Source organism: Halomonas sp. H33-56 (assembly GCF_040147035.1).
GTDB classification, from domain to species: Bacteria; Pseudomonadota; Gammaproteobacteria; order Pseudomonadales; family Halomonadaceae; genus Halomonas; species Halomonas litopenaei.
On record NZ_JAMSHP010000001.1, the window covers coordinates 767,650 to 793,628 of the forward strand.

Here is a 25,979-nt window from a genome sequence, read left to right on the forward strand (position 1 = left end):
TCGCCCGTACAGCACGTTGATGGCACTATTCTACACCCTCAGATCAGCTAAAAGTGGCGTCTACCTCTTTAGGATTAATAACTTAGAGGTAGGATGCGTCATTGATGCAGCCCAGTCCAAAGTTGCCAGACGGCAAAGGCGATGATCATGCCAGCGGCGACAAGGCGTGTTGCCCGATGCGCCAGCAGGGCCTGCATTTGTCTGGCGGCGAGGCCCGTCACCACCAGCGCCGGAAGCGTGCCAAGACCGAAGCTCGCCATTAGCAGTGCGCCCTCGAGGGGCTCGGCCCGTGCCAGGCTCCAGGCCAGCATCGAGTACACCAGGCCACAGGGCAGCCAGCCCCAGATGGCGCCCAGCGCCACCGCCTGGGGCAGACGCACCACCGGCAACAGGCGTCTGCCTGCGGGTTCCAGGTACCTCCAGAGGTGACGTCCCAGTGCCTCGACGTGACGCAGGCCTTTCCATAGATCGGCAATGTAAAGCGCCATCAGGATCAACATCAGGCTGGCGACGATCTGCATCAGGCCACGCAGGGTCGGCGAAAGGCCGATCACCGAACCCAGGGTGGCAACCAGAGCGCCCGCCACACAGTAGCTAGTGATACGACCTACATTGTAGCCGAGCACAAGTGTGCTCACCCGCCAAGGTTGACGCATGCTGGGGGGGATGGCAAAGGTCAGGGCGCTCATGATACCGCCGCACATGCCAATACAGTGTGCACCGCCGAGCAGGCCAAACACGAAGGCCGCCATCATGGGGGGCAGTTCCAGGCCGGTAGGGTTCACTCAGGCCCTCTGGACGATGGATCACGCTCGGATGTCTGCGCAGGCGTTTCGGAAGAGGAAGCGCCGTCATCGGCACCGCGAGTGTCGTCCTCATCCTCGAACAGGATGCGATAGGCGGGGCCTTCGAGGTCCTCGAACTGGTCGTTGCGCACCGCCCAGAAGAAGGCCCAGACCGCCAGGCCCAGCAGGATCAACGACAAGGGTATCAACAGGTAAAGGATGCTCATGGGCCGGGGCTTGCGGTGACGGGTGAAGGCGTCGCGGTCGGCCTGGTGCGTCCGCGCCGCAGACGCAGGGCATTGCCGATGACCAGCAACGAGCTGAGTGACATGCCGATGGCGGCAAGCCATGGGGGCACGAAGCCCAGAGCCGCTGCGGGCAGCGCCACGACATTGTAGAGCACCGACCAGGACAGATTCTGGCGAATGATGCGACGGGTCTGGCGGGCCACCTCGATGGCTTCGACGATACCCGTGAGCGGTTCGCCCAGCAATACCAGATCGGCGCGGGTGCGGGTGAGGTCGCTGGCCCCGGCCATGGCGAGGGCAAGGTCGGCGCCCGCCAGTACCGGCACGTCATTGATGCCATCACCGACCATGGCCACCTTTTCGCCCTGCGCCTGCCGCGCCTTCAAGTGCCCGAGCTTGTCCTCGGGGGAGGCCTCGCCACGCCACTGATCGACGCCCAGCGTGCGGGCCAGCTGGCCAACGTTGACGGCGCGGTCGCCCGACAGGATCTCGATGGCAAGCCCCCGCTGGGCGAGGGCGGCGAGGGTCTCGGCGGCGTCGTCACGGGGCTGATCGTCGAGCTTGAACCAGGCCTGGGGCTTGCCTTCGCAGGCCAGCAGCAGCCAAAGCCCTGCGCCAGGGAGCTCAGTAGCGGGTTGGCCCAGGCAGGCAAAACGCGGCTGGCCCAGTCGCCAGCGCCGGCCGTCGATCACGCCTTCCACGCCCTGACCCGGGTGATTGCGCAGTTCGCTGGCCTGGCAGCTGGCGTCGCGCCAGGCAGCGAAGGCACGGGCGATGGGGTGCTCCGAGCCGGTCTCCAGTGCCGCCGCCAGGGCCAGATGACGGCGCTTGGCGGCAGCGTCCATCTCGCCATTGTTGGCGCTTCCTTCGGCGTCGCTCAGCGGCCGGTGTTCGGCGAGTTGCATGCGACCCCGGGTCAGGGTGCCGGTCTTGTCGAAGACGACGCGATCGAGGCAGGCCAGGGTCTCCAGCGCATCGGCTCGGGTCACCAGTACCCCGGCACGTCTCAGCCGGCCGTGGGCCACGGTCAGGGCTGTGGGGGTCGCCAGCGCCAGGGCGCAGGGGCAGGTCACCACCAGTACCGACAGGGTGATCCACAGGCTGCGGCTAGGATCGATCAGGCTCCAGACCAGCGCCACCAGGGCGGTGATGACCAGCAGGTTCAACACGAAGCGATGGGCCACCTGCTCGGCCAGGCGGGCGATACGTGGACGATGGGCGAAGGCACGGTCGGTGAGATCGAGAATGCCGGCGGCGCGGGTGTCGTCGCCGACGCGGGTGACCATCACTTCGATCGGGCTGTCCATGCACAGGGTACCTGCGTGCACGGTATCTCCCTGGCGACGCAGGCAGGGCAGCGATTCGCCGGTCAGCAGCGACTCGTCGATCTGGGCCAGGCCCGAGGTCAGGTTGCCGTCCGCGGGGATCTGGGCGCCGGGGCTGACCCGAACCCGGTCACCCGGGACCAGCCGACTGGCGGGGATGACGCGTTCATCGCCATGCTCGTCGAGGCGCACCGCGGCACTCGGCAGCGCGCTGGCCATGGCATTGCCGCTACGGCCGTAGTGGGTACGGGCGCGAGACTCCAGGTAGCGTCCGAACAGCAGGAAGAAGGTGAACATGCTGACCGAGTCGAAGTAGCGATCACCGGAGTCGCTCACGACCGACCAGGTGCTGGCGACGAAGGCCCCACCGATGGCCAGGGCCACCGGCACATCCATGCCCAGCACGCGGGTTCGCAGATCGCGCAGGGCGCCGACGAAGAAGGGTTGGGCCGAGTACAGTACCACCGGAGTGGTCAGCGCCAGCGATAGCCAGGCAAACAGACGCTCGAACTCGCTACTGAGATCACCGCCGTCGACGTAGTGCGGGATGGAAAACATCAGCACCTGCATCATGCCGACGGCCGCCACGATCAGGCGTCTTATCATCTGGCGCGACTGTTGCTTGAGCCGCTGCTGAGCCTGGTCCGGCTCGTAGGGCTGGGAGGGATAGCCGATGGCGGCCATCTCGGCCAGCAGGCGCGACAGCGACAGGCGTTCGGGATCCCAGCGCACCTGAAGGCGATGCTGGGAAAGATTGACAGCGCAGCTCTCCAGGCCGTCGAGGGCATTCAGGCGGTGTTCGATCAGCCAGGCGCAGGCGGCGCAGGTGATGCCATCCACCGCCAGGGTCGCTACCTTGGTGTCGCCATCCTGACGCACGAAACGATCCTGCAGGCCCGGATCGTCGAATACCTGATAGCGGGCCTCGTCGGCGGGTGTCGGCGATGGGCGCTCCGGCAGGGCGGTGCGAAAGCGATAGTAGCTGTCCAGGCCGCCGCCGACGATGGCCTGGGCCACCGCCTCGCAGCCCGGGCAGCACAGCGGATGGCGCTGGCCATCCAGGGTGATCGACCAGGGTGCTGTGGCCTCCACCGGGGCGCCACAGTGGTAGCACGAGGCCGCCATCAGAGTCCCGGTGTCAGGCGCACGGAGGTCTCCCGCGGGAACTCTGCCTCGCCGGTCAGGCGCCATTCAGGCTGTCCTGACGCGCCTTCTGCGTGGGGCTGCAGCTGAAGGTACCAGCGATAGCGCAGATTGCGGTCGAGGGTGCCGACATAGTGGCCTGCACGGGTGTGGGTCAGCACCAGTGCCCGGTCGCGGGCGCCATCGGTGGGGAACTTCAGCGCCAGATCCAGCCGCTCTGGGCGTTCGTCGCCATCGAGCGTTACCACCACGTCGCCGGTGGTGGCGTCGATGCGCAGCTCGGCCGCCAGCCCCAGCGCCTCGGCACGTTGCTGCTTTTCGAGCTGGACGTTGATGGCCAGACCTTCCTTGTAGTAATCGTCCGGCACCGAACCGTCGAAGTAGCGGATCGAGAAGGCCAGGTAGACCATGCTGAAGGTGACCGACGACAGCAGCAGGGCGATCAGGAACCAGGGCCAGAACTGCTTGTACCAGGGCGGCACCTGGGGATCGGACAGGGACATCAGGGGGTAACTCCTATAAAGCGGCTTTCACGTTCGATGGCCACGGACGGATCGTCCTCGGCGAGGACGCGAACGCTGATATCGGCACTGCGTTGTTCCATCTGATCAGGATTCACGCTCAAGGTCATCACCAGTTGGCGGGACTGGTTGGCGGGAACCTCGATGGCGGTGGTGTCGCTCTCGAGACCCTCGATGCCGGCTACCTCGATCACGTAGCGATGAGGGCGGTTGTCGAGGTTACGCACGGTCATGGCGTAGGAGTTGGCGATGCGTCCATCGGTCAGTGTCTGGTAGAGCCGAGCGCGATCGCGCTCCACATCCACATCCAGCGGTGTGCGGTCGGCGATGGTCCAGACGAACAGGCCGATCATCACCACCAGGGCGACCAGGTAGCCGATCAGGCGTGGTCTCAACAGGTGGGTCTTGTTGCCGTCGAGGGCGTGCTCGGTAGTGTAACGCACCAGGCCACGGGGGTAGCCCATCTTGTCCATGACGCTGTCGCAGGCGTCGATGCAGGCGGCGCAGGTGATGCACTGGTACTGCAGACCGTCGCGGATGTCGATGCCGGTCGGGCAGACCTGAACACAGAGGTCGCAGTCGATGCAGTGGCCAAGGCCCTGCTCTGCCGGGTCGGCGTTGCGCTTGCGCGGGCCGCGAGGCTCCCCGCGGTGGTAGTCGTAGGACACGATCAGGGTGTCGCGATCGAACATCACCGACTGGAAGCGGGCGTAGGGGCACATGTACAGGCAGACCTGCTCGCGCAGCCAACCGGCGTTCAGGTAGGTGAAGACGATAAAGAAGCCGACCCAGAAATAGGACCAGCCGCTGGCCGAGAGGGTGGCAAGGTCCGTCATTAGGCCACCGATCGGGGTGAAGTAACCGACAAAGGTGATGCCGGTGGCCGCCGAGATGATCAGCCAGATGGCGTGCTTGGCACTCTTGCGCCAGGCCTTGTCGGCGTCCCAGGAGCGTTTGTCGAGCTTGATGCGACGATTGCGCGGCCCCTCGATACGGTGCTCGACCCAGATGAACAGGAAGGTCCAGACGCTCTGGGGGCAGGTGTAGCCGCACCATACTCGACCGGCAAAGACGGTGATGAAGAACAGGCCGAAGGCGCAGATGATCAAAAGCCAGGACAGCAGCACGAATTCCTGGGGGTAGAAGGTGGCGGCGAAGATATGAAATTCGCGCCCCGGCAGATCAAACCAGACCGCCGGTCGATCACCCCAGGGAATCCAGGGCAGCAGCAGAAAACCGAGCATCAGCGCCCAGTTGGCGACCCGACGGACACGCTGGAACACGCCTTTGATCTCGCGTACGTAGATGTGCCGGCGGCTCTCGTACATGCTCTGGCTGTCGGGGGAATGGTGCGACACCGCAGGGTCGGTGACGTCGTGGGCAGGGATCTTGTCGCTCATGGCAGACTCACATCGCGTCGATGGGGCCGAAGCCCCAGTCTAGCGATTGACGGGTAGGTGGGTGGCGAGTGCGGCCAAGCGCCGCACTCGCCGCGGGAGCGATCCCGCTGGGGTCACTACTGACTCTTCTGGTCTTGATTCTGGCTCAGACCATAGACATAGGCGGCGACCAGGTGGACCCGCTCCTCGCCGATGTAGGCGGCCTGCGCCGGCATATGGCCATTGCGGCCGTTGCGCAGCGTCTGACGCACGGAGTCGGCCAGGCTCTGGCCCGGTGCCTGGTACAGCCAGCTGTCGTCGGTCAGATTGGGCGCGCCCAGCGCCTGGTTGCCGGTACCGTCAGGCATATGGCAGGCGGCACATACCGAGGTGAAGACGGCGCCGCCTTTTTCGGCACGTTCGGCGTCCTCGGCCTGGCCGGACAGCGACAGCACATGCTGGGTCAGGTTCTCGATATTGTCCGCGCCGAGCTGCTGCCATGACGGCATCAGGCCATTGCGTCCGTTGTTGATGGTGGTGACGATGTGCTCGGGCTCGCCGCCGTAGAGCCAGTCGTCGTCGGTCAGATTGGGGAAGCCGTAGCCGCCCTTGGCGTTGGAACCGTGGCAGATGGCGCAGTTGTTGAGGAAGATGCGCTCGGCCACCTGCATGGCGTCACCGTCCTGGGCGAGTTCCGGGATGGGTACCTGCTGGTACTTCTCGAAGATCGGTGCAAAGCGCTCTTCGGCCTGGGCGACCTCTTCCTCCCACTGACCTTCCTGGCTCCAGCCCAGCACACCGGCGAAGTTGCCGAGGCCCGGATACAGCACCAGATAGCCCAGGGAGAAGATCACCGTGGCAACGTAAAGCTGAAACCACCAGCGAGGCAGCGGGTTGTCGTATTCGTCGATACCGTCGGCGGTGTGGCCGGTGGTCTCGACGGTGCCGTCGGCGTCAGGGCGCTTGTCGGTCTTGCGGTTGGCCCACAGAAGCCAGAACGCAAAGCCGATGGTGCCGAGCGTGATGACGATGATCCAGGCACTCCAGAAGCCTGAGAGGGCATCACCCCAAAGCGTATTCATGTGTTCTTCTCTCCCCTGTCCTCTCGGGAATCGGCCTGTCGCTCGGCCGTGCGGTCACGATTCGGTTGTTCGTCGTCGTCGGCGAACGGCAGCTGCGCCGCCTGATCGAACTCGCGCTTGCGGCGGCTCGAGTAGGCCCAGGCCACCAGGCCCAGGAAGGCGATCAGCAGGATGCCGGTCAAGATGCCGCGAAAGGTTCCGATATCCATGGTTACGGGCTCTTCGCCGAGCTGGGCAACACCGTGCCAAGCTGCTGCAGGTAGGCGACCAGGGCGGTGATTTCACGCTCACCGCGGACCTCGCTGGTGGCGTTGGCGATCTGCTCGTCGGTGTAAGGCACGCCCAGTTTCTGAAGGGTGCGCATCTTGGCCGGGGTGTCCTCGCCGTCCAGGGTGTTCTCGAACAGCCAGGGGTAGGCCGGCATCACCGATTCCGGCACCACGTCCCGCGGGTTGTAGAGGTGGGCACGATGCCAGTCGTCACTGTAGCGACCGCCGACGCGGGCCAGGTCCGGGCCGGTGCGCTTGGACCCCCACAGGAAGTTGTGCTCGTAGACGGATTCACCGGCCACACTGTAGTGGCCATAGCGCTCGGTCTCGGCACGGAAGGGGCGAATCATCTGCGAATGACAGCCGACGCAGCCTTCGCGGCGATAGATGTCCCGGCCTTCCAGTTCCAGCGCGGACAGCGGCTCGAGGCCCTCGACCGGCTCCGTGGTCTGCTTCTGGAAGAACAGCGGTACGATCTCGGCCAGGCCACCGAAGCTGATTACCACCAGCACCAGCACCGCCATCAAACCGATGTTCTTTTCTATGATCTCGTGTTTCATGTCAGTCTCGGTCCTTCGTTGACTCAGGCGGTCTGGGGCAGGGGCGCGCCGCGCTTGGCGGAACCCTTGACGGTCATGGCCACGTTGACGGCCATGATCAGCATGCCGGTCACCCAGAAAAGGCCACCGATCAGGCGCACGATATAGCCGGGGCCGCTGGCCTCGACGGTCTCGACGAAGGTGTACATCAAGGTGCCGTCTTCGTTGATGGCGCGCCACATCAGGCCCTGCAGGATGCCGTTGACCCACATCGCGGCGATGTACAGCACGGTGCCGATGGTGGCCAGCCAGAAGTGCACCGCCACCAGCTTGACGGAGTACATCTCGGTGTGACCGAACAGGCGTGGAATCAGGTGGTACATCGAGCCGATGGTGATCATCGCGACCCAGCCGAGGGCGCCGGCGTGGACGTGACCGATGGTCCAGTCGGTGTAGTGGGACAGGGCGTTGACGGTCTTCACCGCCATCATCGGGCCTTCGAAGGTCGACATGCCGTAGAACGACAACGCGACGACGAGAAAGCGCAGGGTCGGGTCGGTTCGCAGCTTATGCCAGGCCCCGGAGAGGGTCATCATGCCGTTGATCATGCCGCCCCAGGAGGGCGCCAGCAGAATGATCGACATCACCATGCCCAGCGACTGCGCCCAGTTCGGCAGGGCGGTGTAGTGCAGGTGGTGGGGGCCGGCCCACATGTAGACCATGATCAGCGCCCAGAAGTGGACGATGGACAGGCGGTAGGAGTAGACCGGGCGCTCGGCTTGCTTGGGCACAAAGTAATACATCATGCCGAGGAAGCCGGCGGTCAGGAAGAAGCCTACCGCGTTGTGGCCGTACCACCACTGCACCATGGCGTCGATGGCGCCGGAGTAGATGGAGATGGAGTAGGTGGCGGTGACCGGAAGGGCCGCGCTGTTGACGATGTGCAGTACGGCAACGGTCAGGATGAAGGCGGCGAAGAACCAGTTGGCCACGTAGATGTGGGAGGTCTTGCGGACCTTGATGGTGCCGAGGAAGACGGCTGCGTAGGTAACCCACACCACCGCGAGCAGAATGTCGATGGGCCATTCCAGCTCGGCGTATTCCTTGACCTCGGTGAGGCCCAGCGGCAGGGTGACGACCGCGCACAGGATGACCGCCTGGTAGCCCCAGAAGGTAAAGGCGGCCAGCTTGTCGCTGATCAGCCTCACCTGGCAGGTGCGCTGGACGACGTAGTAGGACGTCGCGAACAGGGCGGAGCCGCCGAAGGCGAAGATGACCGCATTGGTATGCAGCGGGCGAAGCCGACCGAAGCTTGTCCAGGGCAAGCCAAGGTTGAGTTCCGGCCAGACCAGTTGGGCGGCGAGAATCACACCGAGGGTCATGCCCACGATGCCCCACACCACCGTCATGATCGCGAACTGCCGGACCACCTTGTAGTTGTAGGTCGGATGTTCAAATGCTGTGCTCATGATCAGTTTCCCATCGATCGCGTAAAGGGGACGATCCCCCGGCCATAGTGCCTGCCCGGCAATTGCCTCAGAATGATGCAGATCAACAACCACTCAGAATTCTAGCCCAGCCTGGCAGTGAGAAGAACTTAGCCTCTGGTGGCAGTGAACTTTGGAAACTTTGCCGTGTCACAACTCGTTTTACCCGACGCTTTTACTCAGGAATTCAGCCAGGCACTCGCCGCCGGGCACCGTGGCGAGTGGCAGGTGCCCGACCTGGCGCCGGTGATCCTGGAGGGACCACCTTGCCGAGACGTGTTGTTGCTGGCGCATGGGGCCGGTGCCGGACACGATTCACCCTTTTTGCTTGAATGGCGCGCGGCGCTGGCCCGGGCCGGCGTACAGACGCTGTCATTCGAGTTTGCCTATCTGCGCGAGATGCGTGCGGCGGGGCGTCGGCGGCCGCCGCCCAGGGTGGCTCGGCTGGTGGAGGAAATGCGCCTCTGGCGTGACGTTTTGTCGCAGATGGTGCCAGGGGCGCTGTGGCTCGGCGGCAAGTCCATGGGCGGGCGGGTGGCCAGTCTGCTGGCCGCCGAGGACGGTGCACCGGGGCTGGTGCTGGCTGGCTACCCCTTTCATCCCGTGGGCAAGCCCGAGCGCCTGCGGCTGGATCACTGGCCGTCGCTGGCTTGCCCTCTGGTGGTGCTGCAGGGTACCCGGGACCCTTTCGGTACTCGAGACGAGGTGGCGGGCTATGAGTTGCCGGCGCATGCGCGTCTTGAATGGCTCGAGGATGGTGACCACGACTGGTCGCCGCGGCGCTTGAGTGGACTGTCGCGTCAGGACCTGATGGCTAAGGCGGCGCGCGCTACCGCGGACGCCATGGGCAAGTCGTGAGCGCTTCTTTCTGCAAGGGTGGATATCACGGCGCTGTGGCGCCAGCCCTTGCGCCGTCTGGCTTTCGGCCCAAGTCGATGAATGCACGGGCAAAAGTCGGGACAAAAAAAACGAGAAAGATGCGTGGAGCGCGTTGACATCCCCCGGATGTTCTGTAGAATGCAGCGCCACGTGACCAGGGGTGGTTAGCTCAGCTGGGAGAGCACCAGCCTTACAAGCTGGGGGTCACAGGTTCGAACCCTGTACCACCCACCATCATGAAAATGATGGATGGACACGTAGAGTAGAGAGCGCTGGACCGGTAGTTCAGTTGGTTAGAATGCCGGCCTGTCACGCCGGAGGTCGCGGGTTCGAGTCCCGTCCGGTCCGCCAGCGTCTCTTCTCGAATTGGTCATCATTGCGGACCGGTAGTTCAGTTGGTTAGAATGCCGGCCTGTCACGCCGGAGGTCGCGGGTTCGAGTCCCGTCCGGTCCGCCACGATGACAAGCCAAAGACGACGTCTTCAGGAAACTCGAGACATCGCACCGTGTGAAATAACGTGGGTGATTAGCTCAGTTGGTTAGAGCACCAGCCTCACATGCTGGGGGTCACTGGTTCGAATCCGGTATCACCCACCACGCGGACCGGTAGTTCAGTTGGTTAGAATGCCGGCCTGTCACGCCGGAGGTCGCGGGTTCGAGTCCCGTCCGGTCCGCCAGTTTCACTCGATCCAGTTCGCTGGAAAAGTCCGGTCCTGTTACCGGCGCTTATTTCGGAAGGCCCCGCTGCTTCGCAGCGGGGCCTTTTTCGTGTGCGTCAGGTCAGCGGTGGTGGACGAGGGTTGACTGGAGGGCTATCCAGAGAGCTGTTCCAGGAGGGCGATTCCAGGGGCTATTTTAGGAGCTCTTTCAAGAGCTATCCCCGGAGCTGGCCAGAAAGAAACCTTTGCCCGACGATGCGTTTTGCGCGCATTTTCATCGAGGGGGGTGGCAGAGGGTGGACTGCTATCATACAGTTGTTTGAAATTGGTCGATGAGTGGCGCCAATTGTGTGAGCGCGCCATCCGACACCGCCAACAACAACGCGCAGCCTGTGCTGCGAAGGACCGCCCCGTGACCGCCTATCCCCAGCTCTTCACTCCCTTGCGCCTGGGCCATCTGAGCCTGCCCAATCGTGTGCTGATGGGCTCCATGCATACCAACCTGGAAGAAGCACCGCGCGGCTTCGAGCGTCTGGCCGCCTTCTACGCCGAGCGCGCCCGCGAGGGAGTGGCGCTGATTGTGACCGGCGGCATCGCCCCCAACGCCGAAGGCGCCGTCTTCCAGGGGGCCTCGCAGTTGACCAGCGAGGACCAGCTCGAGGGACACCGTCAGGTCGTCGAGGCGGTGCACGCCGAGGGCGGACGCATCTGCATGCAGATCCTGCACGCTGGGCGCTACGCCTATTCGCCGGAGCTGGTGGCGCCGTCGGCGATCCAGGCGCCGATCAATCCCTTCGTGCCGCGTGAGCTTACTGACGAGGATGTGGAGCGGCAGATCGACGACTACGTGCGCTGCGCGCGCCTGGCCCAGCAGGCCGGCTACGATGGCGTCGAGATCATGGGGTCCGAGGGCTACCTGATCAACCAGTTCATCTGTCGGCGCACCAATCAGCGCCAGGATCGCTGGGGCGGCGACTTCGACAATCGCTGTCGCTTTGCGCTGGAGATTTTGCGCCGGGTACGCGCGGCGGTGGGGGATCGCTTTCTGCTGATCTACCGGCTGTCGATGATCGACCTGGTGGAGGACGGCAGCACCCATGACGAGGTCATCGCCCTGGGGCGGGCGGTGGAAGCCGCCGGTGCCGACGTCATCAACACCGGCATCGGCTGGCACGAGGCCAGGGTGCCGACCATCGTCACCAGTGTGCCGCGGGCGGCCTTTACCGAGGTGTCCCGGCGCATGCGCCAGGCGGTGACAATTCCGCTGATCACCACCAACCGCATCAACATGCCCGAGGTGGCCGAGCGGGTGCTCGCCGAGGGCCACGCCGACATGGTCTCCATGGCTCGGCCTCTGCTGGCCGACCCCGCCTGGGTGGCCAAGGCTCGCGGCGACAGGGCAGACGAGATCAACACCTGCATCGCCTGCAACCAGGCCTGCCTCGACCACACCTTCCAGGGCAAGCTGACCTCGTGCCTGGTCAACCCTCGCGCCTGTCACGAGACCGAGCTGTCGCTGGAGCCGGCCGCCACGCCGCAGACGGTGGCGGTGGTAGGGGGCGGTCCTGCTGGACTCGCTACCGCCGTCAGTGCCGCCGAGCGGGGCCACAGGGTCACCCTGTTCGAGCGCCAGGCCAGTCTGGGGGGGCAGTTCAACTTTGCCCGTCGGATACCTGGCAAGGAGGAGTTCGACGAGACGCTGCGCTACTTCCGGGTCATGCTCGACAAGACCGGTGTCGACGTCAGGCTGTCCTGTGAAGCAACGGTGGCTGATCTTGAGGGCTTTGATCATGTGGTGCTGGCCACCGGCGTCCGTCCCCGCCAGCTTCAGTTGCCCGGTGCCGATCATGCCAGTGTGCTGAGCTACGCAGAGGCAATCGAGTCACCCGGGCGGGTCGGGCGGCGGGTCGCCATCATCGGCGCCGGCGGTATCGGCTTTGACGTGGCGGAGTTACTGACCCACGTCGCCCCGGGTGACGACCCCCTGGCCGAGTGGTGTGACGAGTGGGGCGTGGATCTCTCCGTGAGCGCGCCGGGAGGGCTCAAGCCCGCACAGCGTCCCGAGTCACCGCGGGAGGTCTTTCTGCTGCAGCGCAAGAGCTCCAAGCCCGGCAAGGGGCTCGGCACTACCTCTGGCTGGGTGCATCGGGCCTCGCTGCGCCATCGGGGAGTCCAGGCGATACCCGGCTGCGAGTATCAGCGTATCGACGACCAGGGCCTGCATCTGAGCGTTGACGGCGAGGAGCGCACCCTGGCCGTGGACAGTGTGGTGGTGTGTGCCGGGCAGGAGTCGGTGCGTGAGCTGGTAGCGCCACTTGAGGCCGCCGGCGTTCGGGTGTCGATCATCGGTGGGGCGGACAAGGCAGCGGAGCTGGACGCCAAGCGCGCCATCGATCAGGGCGTGCGTCTGGCGGCGTCACTGTAGGATTGTCGACAATAAAATATGCAGATTCGGTAATCCTCAGGAGGTGCGCTGTCGTGCCTCATGAGGACCGGGCAGGTGGCGTCCGGCGCTGGCTTCCCGGCCGTCGGCTACCTCGGCTTTGGTGCCTCTTGACCCTCTTAGGTCGAATTACGTCTGGACAATGAAACGCTTCTGCTGGCATGAGTTCTTATAGGTAAGGACGTTCAGCGTTGAAGATCCGAGCATCGTCATTGGCTAATGCTGTTCTACGCTGAGAGTACCCCCTCGACAAGGGCGATGGCAGGCAAGGGTGGGTGACGTCGTCCAGATCGAGTCCCGGGCATCACAGGAGGCATCGATGAGCATCTTCGACCATGTGCAGAACCGCTTCGCTCGCGTCCAGCAGGAAGAAATGTCCCTGCAGGAATATCTGGAACTCTGCCGTCAAGACCCTTCCGTCTACGCCAGTGCGCCAGAGCGCATGCTGGAGGCCATCGGTGAACCGGAGGTGATCGACACCGCCAAGGACCCGAGGCTGGCGCGGATCTTTTCCAACAAGGTGATACGCCGCTACCCGGCGTTCAGTGAATTCCATGGCATGGAGGAGGCCATCGAGCAGATCGTGGCCTACTTCCGCCACGCCGCTCAGGGCCTGGAAGAGAAAAAGCAGATTCTCTACCTGCTGGGGCCGGTGGGGGGCGGCAAGTCGTCGTTGGCCGAGCGGCTCAAGCTGTTGATGGAAAAAGTGCCGTTCTACGCCATCAAGGGTTCTCCGGTGCACGAGTCCCCGCTTGGCCTGTTCTCGCCCGAAGAAGACGGCGAGCTGCTCGAGAAGGAGTACGGCATTCCCGGTCGCCACCTGCGCAGCGTGATGTCGCCCTGGGCAGCCAAGCGACTCAAGGAGTCCGGTGGTGACATCTCCCAGTTCCGGGTGGTGCGGCTGTATCCCTCACGTCTCAATCAGATCGCCATCTCCAAGACCGAGCCTGGCGACGAGAACAACCAGGACATCTCCTCGCTGGTGGGCAAGGTGGACATCCGCCAGCTCGAGCTTTATTCCCAGGATGACCCGGACGCCTACAGCTTCTCCGGTGGCCTGTGTCGGGCCAACCAGGGTCTGATGGAGTTCGTCGAGATGTTCAAGGCGCCGATCAAGGTGCTGCATCCGCTGCTGACCGCCACCCAGGAAGGCAACTACAACCCCACCGAGGGCATGGGCGCGATACCCTTCGATGGCGTTGTGCTGGCCCACTCCAACGAGAGCGAGTGGCAGGCGTTCCGCAACAATCGCAACAACGAGGCCTTCCTCGACCGGGTCTACATCGTCAAGGTGCCTTACTGCCTGCGGGTCTCCGAAGAGATCAACATCTACAAGAAGCTGCTCGAGCACTCCTCGCTCAACCAGGCTCCCTGCGCGCCGGATACCCTGCGCATGCTGGCCCAGTTCTCGGTGCTGTCGCGGCTCAAGGAGCCGGAGAACTCAAGCGTCTACTCCAAGATGCGGGTCTATGACGGCGAGAACCTGAAGGACACCGATCCCAAGGCCAAGTCGATCCAGGAGTATCGCGACAGCGCCGGGGTGGACGAGGGCATGGACGGGCTGTCCACACGCTTCGCCTTCAAGATCCTGTCGAAGGTATTCAACTTCGACAACCATGAGGTGGCGGCCAACCCGGTGCACCTGCTGTACGTGCTGGAGCAGCGTCTGGAGCAGGAGCAATTGCCCAAGGAGACCTTCGAGCGTTACCTGCGCTACATCAAGGAGTACCTGGCGCCGCGCTACGTCGACTTCATCGGCAAGGAGATCCAGACCGCCTACCTGGAGTCCTACTCCGAGTACGGTCAGAACATCTTCGACCGCTACGTCACCTACGCCGACTTCTGGATCCAGGATCAGGAGTACCGGGATCCCGAGACCGGCGAGCTGTTCGATCGCCAGTCGCTCAATGACGAGCTGGAAAAGATCGAGAAGCCGGCGGGCATCTCCAATCCCAAGGACTTCCGCCACGAGGTGGTCAACTTCGTGCTCAGGGCGCGTGCCCAGAACAACGGCATGAATCCGGGCTGGCAGTCCTACGAGAAGCTGCGTGGTGTGATCGAGCACAAGATGTTCGCCAACACCGAGGAGCTGCTGCCGGTGATTTCCTTCAACGCCAAGGCATCCTCTGCCGACATCAAGAAACACGAGGACTTCGTGGCGCGGATGAAGGATCGAGGCTACACCGAGAAGCAGGTGCGCCTGCTGTCGGAGTGGTACCTGAGGGTGCGCAAGTCGCAGTAGCCGTGAAGGCACCGGGAGCGTCCCGGTGCCTGCCACCCTTGTCGACTGCGCCCAGGAGGTCCCATGACCTACTTCATCGATCGCCGAGCCAACGCCAAGAACAAGAGCGCGGTCAACCGCCAGCGCTTTCTTGACCGTTATCGGACCCATATCAAGCGCTCCGTGGAGGAGGCGGTGAATCGCCGTTCCATCACCGACATGGAGCGCGGCGAGAAGGTCTCGATCCCGAGCCGTGATATCTCCGAGCCGGTATTCCAGCACGGCAGCGGGGGGCGTCGCTCCATCGTCGCGCCGGGCAATCGCGAATTTCAGGAAGGGGATCGCCTGCGCCGTCCGGACGGTGGCGGCGGTGGTGGCGATGGCAGCGGCGAAGGCGGCGCTTCCAATCAGGGTGAGGGCATGGACGAGTTCGCCTTCACCCTGACGCGGGAGGAATTTCTCGAGTTTGTCTTCGACGGCCTGGAGTTGCCCCACCTGGAGCGCAAGCCGCTGGTCGACGTCGAGGAGGTGCGGCCGGTGCGCGCCGGGGTGTCCCGGGACGGGGTGCCGGCGAGGATCAACATCGTGCGCTCCATGCGCGAGGCCCAGGCCCGACGTATCGCCATGCGGGCGCCCATTCGTCGGGCCCTGCGCGAGGCTCAGGAGGCACTGGAGGTCGAGGAACGCAAGGATCCGGTGCTCCGAAACCCCGCTCGCATACAGGAGCTCAAGGACGAGATCGAGCGCCTGGAGCGGCGCCTGGAGGCGGTGCCCTTCATCGACACCTACGATCTTCGCTACAACCACCTGATCAACCAGCCCCAGCCATCGAGCAAGGCGGTGATGTTCTGCGTGATGGACGTCTCCGGGTCGATGACCCAGGCCCACAAGGACATCGCCAAGCGCTTCTTCCTGCTGCTGTACCTGTTTCTCGAGCGCAGCTACGAGCGGGTCGAGCTGGTCTTTGTCAGGCATCATACCGCCGCCAAGGAGGTCGACGAGGAGGAGTTCTTCTACTCCAGGGAGACCGGCGGCACCATCGTCTCCAGCGCCTTGACCCTGGTCGACGAGATCATCGACAAGCGCTACCCGCCGGGTCAGTGGAATCTGTACGTGGCCCAGGCCTCGGATGGCGACAACTGGGACGATGATTCGGTGAACTGTCGCGAGCTCCTGACCAAGTCACTGATGGGGCGCCTGCAGTACTTCACCTACGTGGAGATCACGCCCCACGCCCACCAGGCCCTGTGGGAAGAGTACGAGCGGGTGGAGGCGGCCTATCCTGACCGTTTCGCCATGCGTCAGATCGTCGAGCCGGGGGATATCTATCCGGTGTTCCGTGCCTTGTTCAAGCGTCGCGCCGAGAGTTGACCCCTCGGTCGATTCGACAGCAGGCCGGGGCCTTGCGGCCCCTGAACAAGCGCTACGCAACTCCGGGCGATGATAGAGCCCCGGAGAGGAGGGGAGCTCCATGACCACCTTGACCAAGCGCCACGCCAAGCCCATCGCCACCGGCTCCGACTGGAGCTTTGACGATCTCACCGAGTTCGAGGCCGAGATCGCGCGACTGGCAGACGAGTACCGGCTCGATACCTACCCCAACCAGATCGAGATCATCACCACCGAGCAGATGATGGACGCCTACGCCAGCGTCGGCATGCCGGTGGGCTATCACCACTGGTCCTTCGGCAAGCAGTTTCTGGCGGTGGAGCAGGCCTATCGGCGTGGTCAGATGGGGCTGGCCTACGAACTGGTGATCAATTCAGATCCCTGCATCGCCTACCTGATGGAAGAGAACACCCTGATGATGCAGGTGCTGGTCATGGCGCACGCCTGCTATGGCCACAACTCCTTCTTCAAGGGCAACTATCTGTTTCGGACCTGGACCGACGCCTCCTCGATCGTCGACTACCTGGTGTTCGCCCGCAAGTACATCAGCCAGTGCGAAGAGCGCCACGGTGTCCAGGCGGTGGAGCAGCTGCTCGACGCCTGTCACGCCCTGCAGAATTATGGCGTCGACCGCTACAAGCGTCCGTCCCCGGTATCTCCCGAGGAGGAGGCTCGCCGTCAGCAGGAACGCGAAGACTACCTGCAGACCCAGGTCAACACCCTGTGGCGCACCATTCCAACCGGTGATGTGGGCAGCATCGCCGAGCCCATGGCGTCCGAGGACGATCCGCTGGGGCTGCGAGGTGGCGGGCGTTATCCGCCGGAGCCCCAGGAAAACCTGCTGTACTTCATCGAGAAGAACGCTCCGCTGCTGGCGCCCTGGCAACGTGAGGTGGTGCGTATCGTGCGCAAGCTGGCCCAGTACTTCTACCCCCAGCGCCAGACCCAGGTGATGAACGAGGGCTGGGCGACCTTCTGGCACTACACCCTGATGAATCGTTTGTTCGACGAGGGCGCGGTGGACGAAGGGCTGATCCTCGAGTTCCTGCAGTCGCATACCGCCGTGGTCAGTCAGCCGGCCTTCGATAGCCCCTACTACAACGGCATCAACCCCTACGCCCTGGGGTTCGCCATCTTCACCGACCTGAAGCGTATCTGCGAGGCGCCCAATGACGAGGACCGCGAGTGGTTCCCCGACATCGCCGGCAGTGACTGGCGCGAGACGTTGAACTTTGCCATGCGCAACTTCAAGGACGAGTCCTTCATTCAGCAGTTTCTCTCGCCCAAGGTGATCCGCGATCTGAAGCTGTTCCAGATCGTCGACGATGACCAGGAGGAGACCCTGGAGGTCGGCGCCATCCATGATGAGCGAGGCTACCGGCGGGTGCGCGAGGCGCTGTCCACGCAGTATGCGCTGTCGCTGCGTGAGCCCAATATTCAGGTCTATGAGGCGGATATCCGTGGTGATCGTTCGCTGACGCTGCGCCACGTGCAGGATCAGCGGCGACCGCTGGCACGCAGTGTCTATCCGGTGATCCGTCATCTGCATCAACTGTGGGGCTTTCCGGTCAAGCTGGAGTCCTGGGACGGCGATGAGGTGGTGCGTCGCTATCAGTGGCCGCTGCCGGACAGCGAAGAAGGCGCTTGAGACTCGGCAAGAGCGGCAAACGACAACACCCCGGGCCATCGGCCCGGGGTGTTGTCGTTCTGGTGTGGCTCAGGGGCGCGCTCTTTTCAGCCTACCCCTGGTGAATCCGACGCTGGTCAGCCAGACGTCAGGGCTTGGCGGTCCAGGACTGGCACCACCCGCCCGGCTCCACGCTGTTCTGCGGGAACAGCTGGCAGCCTTCGGTCTCGGCGTTGAAGAACATGCAGTTGGCGCAGGTCTCTCCCTCTTCGTAGGCGGCGTTGCCACTGGCGTCGCTGGCGTTCTCGACGTAGCCGAGCGCCTTGGCCTGGGCGTTGTCGGTATCCAGGCGCGGCAGGCTCTGGGCCAGGGCGGTGCGGGACAGTACGCCAGCGCCCAGAGGCAGGGCGGCGATGCCCAGCAGACTGTGGCGCAGGAAGTCACGGCGGCTGTGCTTGGCCATGGTGGGGCTCCTCGTTGTGGCTCGATCGATGGTGATCGAAGTCGATAGTCGAACGGTCTTGGTTGGGCCCGTTTCTGCTGGACCGATGTTATCGAGTGTGCCCGGTGAGCCTGGGCGACCTCGTGCGCTCTAGGCGGCGCTGAACATTCAGATTAGCTAAGCCTTTGAGTCTTGGCGAATCCTCGCTACTCCGCTGCGGCAATCCGCCACGCAGGTGGTGCCTGTCGGGTGGTGCTGCCCGTGCCGCGCCGGCGCTGATATACTGCGCCGCGAGCACACCACATCTTGCCGTCTGTGCCGTGGGCTTGGTTGGCCTGGCGAAGACGGACATCGAAGGAGGGCGACCATGCAGAATGCAGTGATCCTGATCAATGCCGAAAAGGGCCAGGTCAAGGCGGTGGCGGAGCGCCTCGCCGAGGTCGACGGCATCAGCGAGGTGTACTCCACCTGCGGTCGCTACGACCTGGTGGCGATCGCGCGCACCCGTGATTTCGAGAGCCTGGCCGAACTCGTCACCGGGCGCCTGAACGCGGTGGAAGGGATCGCCGACACCGAGACCCTCAACGCCATGCAGGTGCACTCCCGTCACGACCTGGAGACCATGTTCTCGCTGGGGTGGTAGCAAGATCGCGTCGGCGGCCCGGTGACTGCGCCGGGCCGGCGCAACGCCGCTCGTTCGACGCGCCGGCGACCAGCACCTCTTCGCCATCTCGTGACTCTTTGCATCAAGGAAGCGTGTGGACCTTTCACTCGATCGCCTGATACCCCGCCCCCGAAACCTCCTTGTCTCGCTGGTGCTGGTCGCCGCGGGTGCCTTTCTGTGGCACAGCACAGAGCAGGGCTACCGTGATCGCATGAGCTGGATGGGGGTAACCGAGTGGGCCGAGCCCGGCGTCTTGTCCTTCACCCGCGTCATGCGTAACGATGGCTATCTGCTGGGATGGTCGGATGTCCGCGTCGGTGCGCTGTGGGTCAGCTATGAGCTACGCCAGAGCGGGGATCGGCAGATCGGGCCGCGACCCGGTTTCCGCCAGGACTGGCGCACGCTGTGGCCTGTCAGCACCTCTAGCTACTCGGGCAGTGGTTACGACCGTGGCCACCTGGCCCCGAACTACGCCATGGCCAAGGTGTGGGGAGAGGACGCCCAGGACGACAGCTTTCTGATGAGCAACATGATGCCGCAGAAGCCCGCGCTCAATCGGCAGCTGTGGCAGCGCCTGGAGGAGGTGGTGATGGACCACTTTCTGCCGCGCTTCGGCCGGCTGCAGGTGATCACCGGCCCGATCTACGCCGAGACACGAATCACCGATCTCGAGATCGATCGTCTACTCGATCGCGTCGGCTTCGTCGAGGTGCCGGTGGCGTTCTACAAGATCGTGGTGGTGCCGGGCGATACGCCGCTGGCGGTGGCATTTATCATGCCCCAGGACGTGCGTGGCGACGAGTCGCTCAAGCAGTTTCTGGTCAGCATCGACGAGGTAGAAGCAAGCACCGGGCTGAATTTCCTGCCGCGGCTGCCGGCGAGTCAGGAATCTGACTGGGAGTCGGTCGCGGGTGTCGGCGACTGGGCGTTGTCCCAGGTGGCGGAGTTGCCCTCGCGATTTGATTAGGGGGCGAAGTCGCGGGTAGCGCAATACCGTCGGGTCGCCTGTTGCTGTTCTGCTGCGTCAGGAGGGGGCGCAGAGGGATAGGGCAAGAGGAAGGTGAGGTAGAGGGATATCTGGGATCGGTGCAGATTTCAGACACAAAAAAACCGCGACGAGGCGCGGGTTCTTGTCGATCCAATGCGGATCCGTTGTCTGCATGACGATGGTGCCCAGGAGAGGACTTGAACCTCCACGTCCATAAGGACACTAGCACCTGAAGCTAGCGCGTCTACCAATTCCGCCACCTGGGCATGTCATGCGATTCTCTTGTCAATCTTGCATCAGTCTGTCGTGTTCGTCGACCCTGACGAGTCGATGGTGCCCAGGAGAGGACTTGAACCTCCACGTCCATAAGGACACTAGCACCTGAAGCTAGCGCGTCTACCAATTCCGCCACCTGGGCGAACACGTGCTGCTTGACTGACAAAGAGCGTGACGACTTGCATCGTCGTGATCCCGAAGGATCGTTGGTGCCCAGAAGAGGACTTGAACCTCCACGTCCATAAGGACACTAGCACCTGAAGCTAGCGCGTCTACCAATTCCGCCATCTGGGCAAGTGGCGCGTATGTTACCGAATCATCTGAATAATGCAAGCGTCTCGATAAGGAATCGCGCGATTTTTTTTGCCGTTGTGACCATTGCCTGAATGGGCCCTCGGTGGGCGGTGGGTCTATCCACGGGCGCTTATGGTTGGGTCAAGGCCGCGCCAGCGCTATACTGCGCGCATGTTACGACAAATTTTCGACAAGACCGCACGCTCGCGCCCGGGAGTCGGCGCTCACCTGCCGTCCTCGACCCTGCCAAGGATGCCTTTCGCATGACCCATTGGACGCTCGACGCCGACGAACACGCTCTCCGCGAAGCCCACAAGTACGACAACCCCGCCCCGTCCCGCGAATACCTGCTCAAGCGGCTCGAGGAAATCGGGGCGCCGGTGACCCATGAGGCCATGAGCGATCAGCTGGGTCTCGATGACGAGGACCTGCGCGAGGCGGTGCGTCGCCGCCTGTCCGCCATGGAGCGGGACGGCCAGGTGCTGCGCAACCGTCGCAACGCCTATGCGCTGATCGACAAGCTTGATCTGATCAAGGGCAAGGTGCTGGGGCATCGGGACGGTTTCGGCTTTCTATTGCGCGACGACGGCAAGAAGCCTGATCTGGTGATCCCCCCGCGACAGATGCGCCGGGTGTTTCACGGTGACCACGTGCTGGTGCGCATCAGCGGACGCGATCGCAGGGGCCGTGACGAGGCCACGGTGGTGGACGTCATCGCGCGCAACACCCAGACCATCGTCGGTGTGTATCGCGAGAATACTCCCGAGTTCGGGGTACTGATCCCCGAGAACAATCGGATCACCCAGGAGGTGATCATCCCGCACAGCGCCTGTGGTGGCGCCCAGGACGGCCAGGTCATCTCGGCACGCATCGTCAAGCAGCCCGAGACCCGGGTGCAGCCGGTGGGTGAGGTCATCGAGGTGCTGGGAGAGCGTATGGATCCCGGTATGGAGATCGACATCGCGCTGAGAAGCTACGAGATCCCGTCCGAGTTTCCGCCGGATGTCACCGACCAGATCGCCAGCATGTCCGCCGAGGTCGCCGAGGAGGACAAGCTCCACCGCATCGACCTGCGTGACAAGCCGCTGGTCACCATCGATGACGAGACCGCCAAGGACTTCGACGACGCGGTGTGTGCCTACAAGACGCGTTCGGGCAGCTGGAAGCTCCTTGTCGCCATCGCCGACGTGTCGCACTACGTGCGTCCCGGCAGCCCGCTCGATCAGGAGGCCATCGCCCGCGGCAACTCGGTGTACTTCCCGGGGCAGGTAGTGCCGATGCTGCCGGAGCTGCTGTCCAATGGACTGTGCTCGCTGAATCCGGACGTCGATCGTCTGGCGCTGGTGTGCGAGCTCAACATCTCCAAGACCGGGGCCATCAGCCGTTATCGCTTCTACGAGGCGGTGTTCCGTTCCCATGCCCGGCTGACCTACAACAAGGTGGCGGCGATCCTTCAGGACGAGGGGGAGGAAGGCGAGGCCCTGCGCCAGGAGTACAAGTCGCTGGTGCCGTCGCTGAAGAACCTGCACAGCCTCTACCAGTTGCTGCGAGAAGCGCGCACCGAACGGGGTGCCATCGACTTCGAGACCACCGAGACCGCCATCGTCTTCAACGACGAGCGCAAGATTGAGAAGATCGTGCCGCGCTCGCGCAACGACGCCCACAAGATCATCGAGGAGTGCATGCTGGCGGCCAACGTTGCCACCGCGCGCTTCCTCGACAAGCACGACCTGCCGGCGCTGTACCGTATCCACGAGCGTCCGTCGCCGGAACGCCTGGACAAGCTGCGGCTGTTCCTCAACGAGATCGGCATGTCACTCGGCGGTGGTGATGAGCCGACGCCCCAGGACTACCGTGACCTGGCCGAGGCGATCAAGGGCCGCGACGATGCCGACATCATCCAGACGGTGATGCTGCGCTCGATGAGTCAGGCGGTGTATTCGCCCCACAACGAGGGCCACTTTGGCCTGGCCTACCCGGCCTACGCCCACTTTACCTCGCCGATTCGTCGCTATCCCGATCTGCTGGTGCACCGCGCCATTCGTTCGGTGATCCGCGGACCGCGCCAGACCAACACCGTGCTGCGCGCCGAGGGAGCGCCGGTGGAGCCGCCGACCAAGTGGTGTCCCTATACCTTCGAGCAGATGCTCGAACTTGGCGAGCACTGCTCGATGACCGAGCGTCGTGCCGACGACGCCACCCGTGACGTCGAGGGCTGGCTCAAGTGCGAGTTCATGTCCGACAAGCTCGGCGAGGTCTACGACGGTACCATCGCCTCGGTCACCCAGTTCGGTATCTTCGTGCGCCTCGACGCGTTCTATGTCGAGGGACTGGTCCACGTCACCTCCTTGCCGTCGGACTACTACCACTACGAGCCCGAGAAGCATCGTCTCAAGGGCGAGCGTACCGGCACCAGCTATCGTCTGGGCGATGGGGTCACCGTTCAGGTGGCTCGGGTCGATCTCGACGAGCGCAAGATCGACTTCGAGATGGCCGACGACAAGCCGCGCCCTCGTCGGGCACCGCGCAAGCGTCGCGACGCAGGCGCGCAGGGCAAGGGGCGTAGCAATGGGCAAGGTGACAAGCCCGCCCAGGCCAGCAAGGGGCGGGGCGGCAGGTCGGCCCAGGGCGACACCAAGCGCCGTGCCGACGGCCCCTCCGGGGTCGGCGAACAGGACGCCCCGAAGAAGAAGGGCGGACGTCGGCGCCGCGGTCCGCGGCGTGGCAACAAGGGATGAACACCCGCGTGATGATTGACCAGGAGGCCGCCCGTGGCCAAGCATGATTCCAGACGCCGTCGCCACGGCCAGAGCCAGTCCCAGACGCATGACCAGGCGCGTACTCAGGCGCGTGGCAAGGGGCGTGGTCAGCATGGTCCGGCAGTGCCGAACGGCCTCGACAGTGTGTTCGGCGTTCACGCCGTCCGGGCGCTGCTGGAGCGTGGCGAATCACCCAAGGAACTGTGGGTGCAGGAGGGCGACGCCGGGCGTCGTCTGAGTGAGCTGGTCGATACCGCGCGCAGTCGCGGCGCCAGGCTCAGGAGCGTTCCTCGTGAAGAGCTCGACGGCCTTTCCCAGGGTGCCTCCCATCAGGGTATCGTGGCGTTCTGTCCGCCACTGGCGCCGGAGGGCGAGGAGTCCCTGTGGCACAAGCTCAAGGCCTGGCCACTGGAGACGCCGCCGCTGTTGCTGATCCTCGATGGTGTCACCGACGTTCACAACTTCGGCGCCTGTCTACGCAGTGCTGACGCCGCCGGGGTGCACGGCGTGATCGTGCCCAAGGACAAGTCGGCACCGCTCAACGCCACCGTGCGCAAGGTGGCCTGCGGTGCCGCCGAGAGCGTGCCGGTCTATCAGGTGACCAACCTGGCCCGCGCCATGGCGCGACTGAAGGAAGAAGGGGTGTGGATCACCGGTACCGCCGGCGAGGCCGATGCCAGCGTCTTCGCTGCCGACTTCACCGGGCCCATGGCGCTGGTGATGGGGGCCGAGGGCAAGGGCATGCGTCGGTTGACGCGGGAGGCCTGCGACACCCTGGTCAAGCTGCCCATGGCGGGCACCGTCTCGAGTCTCAATGTGTCGGTGGCCACCGGCGTCTGTCTGTTCGAGGTGGTGCGCCAGCGCGAGCTCAAGGCCCGCGGGTGACGGTGTCGCCCCAGCATCGGCTTGCAACCCTGATCACAACTCCGTAGAATCTGGGCGCCCGTGCGTTCTGCGCGGGACAGGCTAATTGTTATTCACTCCTTGCTTCCCCCGGCGCCGAGACTACTCAGGCCCCTGCGGAAGCTGCCAAACCGAAAGGAGAATCCATGCGTCACTACGAGATCGTCTTCATGGTCCACCCGGACCAGAGTGAGCAGGTTCCGGCCATGGTCGAGCGCTACACCAGCATCGTCACCGAGAACGCCGGTACTGTTCACCGTCTCGAGGATTGGGGCCGCCGTCACCTGGCCTACCCGATCAACAAGATCCACAAGGCTCACTACGTGCTGATGAACGTCGAGTGCAGCGGCGAGACCCTCGAGGAAATCGAGAACATCTTCCGTTTCAACGACGCCATCATTCGCAGCCTGGTGGTGCGCTGCAAGGAAGCCATCACCGAAGCGTCTCCGATGATGAAGCCGGTGGAAGAGAAGCGTGCCCGTCGCGAAGAAAAGCCGCGCACCGCTGAATCCGCCTGAGCCGCGCATCACTAGCTCTGCAACGCACGTATAAGGAGTCTTTCCATGGCACGCTTTTTCCGTCGCCGCAAGTTTTGCCGTTTCACCGCTGAAGGCGTGAAGCAGATCGACTACAAGGATCTGGACACGCTCAAGGCCTACATCACCGAGACCGGCAAGATCGTTCCCAGCCGCATCACCGGTACCAAGGCCCGTTACCAGCGCCAGCTGTCCACCGCGATCAAGCGCGCACGCTACCTGGCCCTGCTGCCTTACACCGACAGCCACCAGTAAGTCGTCGCCGATGCTGCCCGTCGCCCGATGGTCGATGAAAGGCATGCCCCAGGCGGCGCTGGTCGCGCTGGTGGCGTCTGCGGTGCCCTGGCTGTTCTGGTTCGGGGCGGCGATTGCCGCTCTGGTGACCTTGCGCAAGGGCATGGCACCGGCGATGCCGGTGATCGCCGCCGCGGCGGTGCCGGCAGGCTGGTGGTGGACCCAGGGAGATCCGATCCCTCTGGCGACCACCCTGCTGGCGCTGTTGATGGCCATCGTGCTGCGCTCCCGCATGCGCTGGGGCGAGGCGCTGATCCTGGGGTCGCTGGCCGGCGCTGCGATGATCCAGCTGGGGGTGTTCCTGCCCAAGGCGGACACCGCCCTGATGCTGGAGCAGCTGCGCCAGAGTTCCTCCGAGGTGGCGGCCATGCTCGACGAGCTGGCTGCCCAGGGGCTCGACGCCAGTCGGCTGGCCGAGCTGGTCATCAGCGGTGTCACCGGTCTGGTGGTGATGCTCGCTGCGGTGGCCTGTCTGGCCCTGGCACGCAGCTGGCAGGCGGGACTCTACAACCCGGGAGGTTTCCGGGAAGAGTTCCACGCCCTGCGGCTCACCCCGAGGGAGCTGATCCTGTTGGTGGTGCTGGTGATCGCCGGCACCCTGCTGGGTCTCCCCGGGATCGGCATGCTGGCCTGGATTCCGCTGCTGATGGCAGGCATCGGCCTGACACATGGTGTAGTTGGACGTAAGGGAATGAACGGGTTGTGGCTGGTCGCGTTCTATTTGCTGCTGATCACCACCTGGCCCATGATTCTCATCGTGCTGGTTGTGGCCCTGATCGATACCTTCGCGGACTTCCGCGGGCGTCTGGGTCACAGCAACTGACATA

At 64.0% G+C, this 25,979-nt stretch carries 22 protein-coding genes and 8 tRNA genes; 17 read left to right on the forward strand and 13 right to left on the reverse strand.

The genetic code is table 11. The annotated features are described in order from the left end of the window. Positions 1-98 precede the first annotated feature (98 nt). The 9 genes from NFH98_RS03490 to ccoN all read right to left on the reverse strand — a co-directional run bounded on the left by NFH98_RS03490 (position 99) and on the right by ccoN (position 8,760). Entirely contained in the window at positions 99-785 is a 687-nt protein-coding gene (locus tag NFH98_RS03490) for a sulfite exporter TauE/SafE family protein (protein WP_253029125.1), read from the reverse strand. After that, positions 782-1,012, reverse strand: a complete 231-nt coding sequence (gene ccoS, locus NFH98_RS03495; protein ID WP_253029124.1) for a cbb3-type cytochrome oxidase assembly protein CcoS — start codon at positions 1,010-1,012, stop codon at positions 782-784. Before ccoS ends, NFH98_RS03490 begins: the two co-directional genes overlap by 4 nt. Next, positions 1,009-3,483 (reverse strand): heavy metal translocating P-type ATPase, encoded by a 2,475-nt coding sequence (locus NFH98_RS03500; RefSeq protein ID WP_349622233.1) that lies wholly within the window; start codon positions 3,481-3,483, stop codon positions 1,009-1,011. The genes ccoS and NFH98_RS03500 overlap by 4 nt, the downstream gene beginning before the upstream one ends. Then, a complete protein-coding gene (locus NFH98_RS03505; RefSeq protein WP_045992153.1) occupies positions 3,483-4,004 on the reverse strand; it encodes a FixH family protein in 522 nt (173 codons plus the stop codon). Before NFH98_RS03505 ends, NFH98_RS03500 begins: the two co-directional genes overlap by 1 nt. After that, positions 4,004-5,422, reverse strand: coding sequence for a cytochrome c oxidase accessory protein CcoG (gene ccoG / locus NFH98_RS03510; RefSeq protein ID WP_287163150.1), 1,419 nt, complete (start codon positions 5,420-5,422; stop codon positions 4,004-4,006). The genes NFH98_RS03505 and ccoG overlap by 1 nt, the downstream gene beginning before the upstream one ends. 116 nt (positions 5,423-5,538) lie before the next feature. After that, complete coding sequence (gene ccoP / locus NFH98_RS03515; protein ID WP_287163147.1) at positions 5,539-6,483, reverse strand: cytochrome-c oxidase, cbb3-type subunit III; 945 nt, start codon at positions 6,481-6,483, stop codon at positions 5,539-5,541. Next, on the reverse strand, positions 6,480-6,692 hold the full coding sequence (locus tag NFH98_RS03520; RefSeq protein ID WP_045992151.1) for a CcoQ/FixQ family Cbb3-type cytochrome c oxidase assembly chaperone: 213 nt from the start codon (positions 6,690-6,692) through the stop codon (positions 6,480-6,482). Before NFH98_RS03520 ends, ccoP begins: the two co-directional genes overlap by 4 nt. A gap of 2 nt (positions 6,693-6,694) precedes the next feature. After that, positions 6,695-7,312, reverse strand: coding sequence for a cytochrome-c oxidase, cbb3-type subunit II (gene ccoO, locus NFH98_RS03525; RefSeq protein ID WP_287163145.1), 618 nt, complete (start codon positions 7,310-7,312; stop codon positions 6,695-6,697). A gap of 23 nt (positions 7,313-7,335) precedes the next feature. Further along, positions 7,336-8,760, reverse strand: a complete 1,425-nt coding sequence (gene ccoN / locus NFH98_RS03530; protein WP_045992149.1) for a cytochrome-c oxidase, cbb3-type subunit I — start codon at positions 8,758-8,760, stop codon at positions 7,336-7,338. A 165-nt stretch (positions 8,761-8,925) separates the two neighbouring features. Between ccoN and NFH98_RS03535 the strand changes: the two genes are divergently transcribed. The 10 genes from NFH98_RS03535 to NFH98_RS03580 all read left to right on the forward strand — a co-directional run bounded on the left by NFH98_RS03535 (position 8,926) and on the right by NFH98_RS03580 (position 18,017). Further along, positions 8,926-9,636: an alpha/beta family hydrolase gene (locus tag NFH98_RS03535; protein WP_124802784.1), complete on the forward strand. Its 711-nt coding sequence runs from the start codon at positions 8,926-8,928 to the stop codon at positions 9,634-9,636. Positions 9,637-9,815: 179 nt separating this feature from the next. Further along, positions 9,816-9,891: transfer RNA gene (locus NFH98_RS03540), tRNA-Val, on the forward strand. Between the two features lie 40 nt (positions 9,892-9,931). Then, positions 9,932-10,008, forward strand: a tRNA-Asp gene (locus tag NFH98_RS03545). Positions 10,009-10,037: 29 nt separating this feature from the next. Further along, positions 10,038-10,114: transfer RNA gene (locus tag NFH98_RS03550), tRNA-Asp, on the forward strand. Positions 10,115-10,177: 63 nt separating this feature from the next. Then, positions 10,178-10,254, forward strand: a tRNA-Val gene (locus NFH98_RS03555). 3 nt (positions 10,255-10,257) lie between these two features. Beyond that, positions 10,258-10,334, forward strand: a tRNA-Asp gene (locus NFH98_RS03560). Between the two features lie 394 nt (positions 10,335-10,728). Then, positions 10,729-12,741, forward strand: coding sequence for an NADPH-dependent 2,4-dienoyl-CoA reductase (locus tag NFH98_RS03565; protein WP_287163144.1), 2,013 nt, complete (start codon positions 10,729-10,731; stop codon positions 12,739-12,741). 337 nt (positions 12,742-13,078) lie between these two features. After that, entirely contained in the window at positions 13,079-15,001 is a 1,923-nt protein-coding gene (locus tag NFH98_RS03570) for a PrkA family serine protein kinase (RefSeq protein ID WP_108131323.1), read from the forward strand. A 63-nt stretch (positions 15,002-15,064) separates the two neighbouring features. Next, positions 15,065-16,351 (forward strand): YeaH/YhbH family protein, encoded by a 1,287-nt coding sequence (locus NFH98_RS03575; RefSeq protein ID WP_045992146.1) that lies wholly within the window; start codon positions 15,065-15,067, stop codon positions 16,349-16,351. Between the two features lie 100 nt (positions 16,352-16,451). Further along, positions 16,452-18,017, forward strand: a complete 1,566-nt coding sequence (locus tag NFH98_RS03580; protein ID WP_108131324.1) for a SpoVR family protein — start codon at positions 16,452-16,454, stop codon at positions 18,015-18,017. Between the two features lie 127 nt (positions 18,018-18,144). Here the strand turns inward: NFH98_RS03580 and NFH98_RS03585 are convergent, their stop codons facing one another. Continuing rightward, positions 18,145-18,459 (reverse strand): high-potential iron-sulfur protein, encoded by a 315-nt coding sequence (locus NFH98_RS03585; protein ID WP_045992144.1) that lies wholly within the window; start codon positions 18,457-18,459, stop codon positions 18,145-18,147. 346 nt (positions 18,460-18,805) lie between these two features. Between NFH98_RS03585 and NFH98_RS03590 the strand changes: the two genes are divergently transcribed. Together NFH98_RS03590 and NFH98_RS03595 are read left to right on the forward strand one after the other, a co-directional pair. Then, positions 18,806-19,081, forward strand: coding sequence for an Lrp/AsnC family transcriptional regulator (locus tag NFH98_RS03590; protein WP_045992143.1), 276 nt, complete (start codon positions 18,806-18,808; stop codon positions 19,079-19,081). Between the two features lie 115 nt (positions 19,082-19,196). Next, positions 19,197-20,069, forward strand: a complete 873-nt coding sequence (locus NFH98_RS03595) for a DNA/RNA non-specific endonuclease (RefSeq protein ID WP_287163138.1) — start codon at positions 19,197-19,199, stop codon at positions 20,067-20,069. 200 nt (positions 20,070-20,269) lie between these two features. Here NFH98_RS03595 and NFH98_RS03600 read toward each other — a convergent pair. The 3 genes from NFH98_RS03600 to NFH98_RS03610 all read right to left on the reverse strand — a co-directional run bounded on the left by NFH98_RS03600 (position 20,270) and on the right by NFH98_RS03610 (position 20,660). Then, a tRNA-Leu gene (locus NFH98_RS03600) sits at positions 20,270-20,356 on the reverse strand. Between the two features lie 65 nt (positions 20,357-20,421). After that, positions 20,422-20,508 (reverse strand) — tRNA-Leu (locus NFH98_RS03605). 65 nt (positions 20,509-20,573) lie between these two features. Further along, positions 20,574-20,660, reverse strand: a tRNA-Leu gene (locus NFH98_RS03610). Between the two features lie 263 nt (positions 20,661-20,923). Between NFH98_RS03610 and rnr the strand changes: the two genes are divergently transcribed. The 5 genes from rnr to NFH98_RS03635 all read left to right on the forward strand — a co-directional run bounded on the left by rnr (position 20,924) and on the right by NFH98_RS03635 (position 25,975). Continuing rightward, a complete protein-coding gene (gene rnr, locus NFH98_RS03615; RefSeq protein WP_108131325.1) occupies positions 20,924-23,398 on the forward strand; it encodes a ribonuclease R in 2,475 nt (824 codons plus the stop codon). A 165-nt stretch (positions 23,399-23,563) separates the two neighbouring features. After that, on the forward strand, positions 23,564-24,304 hold the full coding sequence (gene rlmB, locus NFH98_RS03620) for a 23S rRNA (guanosine(2251)-2'-O)-methyltransferase RlmB (RefSeq protein WP_349623103.1): 741 nt from the start codon (positions 23,564-23,566) through the stop codon (positions 24,302-24,304). Between the two features lie 164 nt (positions 24,305-24,468). Further along, the gene (gene rpsF, locus NFH98_RS03625; protein WP_045992140.1) at positions 24,469-24,840 is read left to right on the forward strand and encodes a 30S ribosomal protein S6; all 372 of its coding nucleotides are present in this window, start codon (positions 24,469-24,471) and stop codon (positions 24,838-24,840) included. 45 nt (positions 24,841-24,885) lie between these two features. Further along, on the forward strand, positions 24,886-25,113 hold the full coding sequence (gene rpsR, locus NFH98_RS03630; RefSeq protein WP_016853668.1) for a 30S ribosomal protein S18: 228 nt from the start codon (positions 24,886-24,888) through the stop codon (positions 25,111-25,113). 10 nt (positions 25,114-25,123) lie between these two features. Beyond that, the gene (locus NFH98_RS03635) at positions 25,124-25,975 is read left to right on the forward strand and encodes a hypothetical protein (RefSeq protein WP_108131326.1); all 852 of its coding nucleotides are present in this window, start codon (positions 25,124-25,126) and stop codon (positions 25,973-25,975) included. Positions 25,976-25,979: the final 4 nt, after the last annotated feature.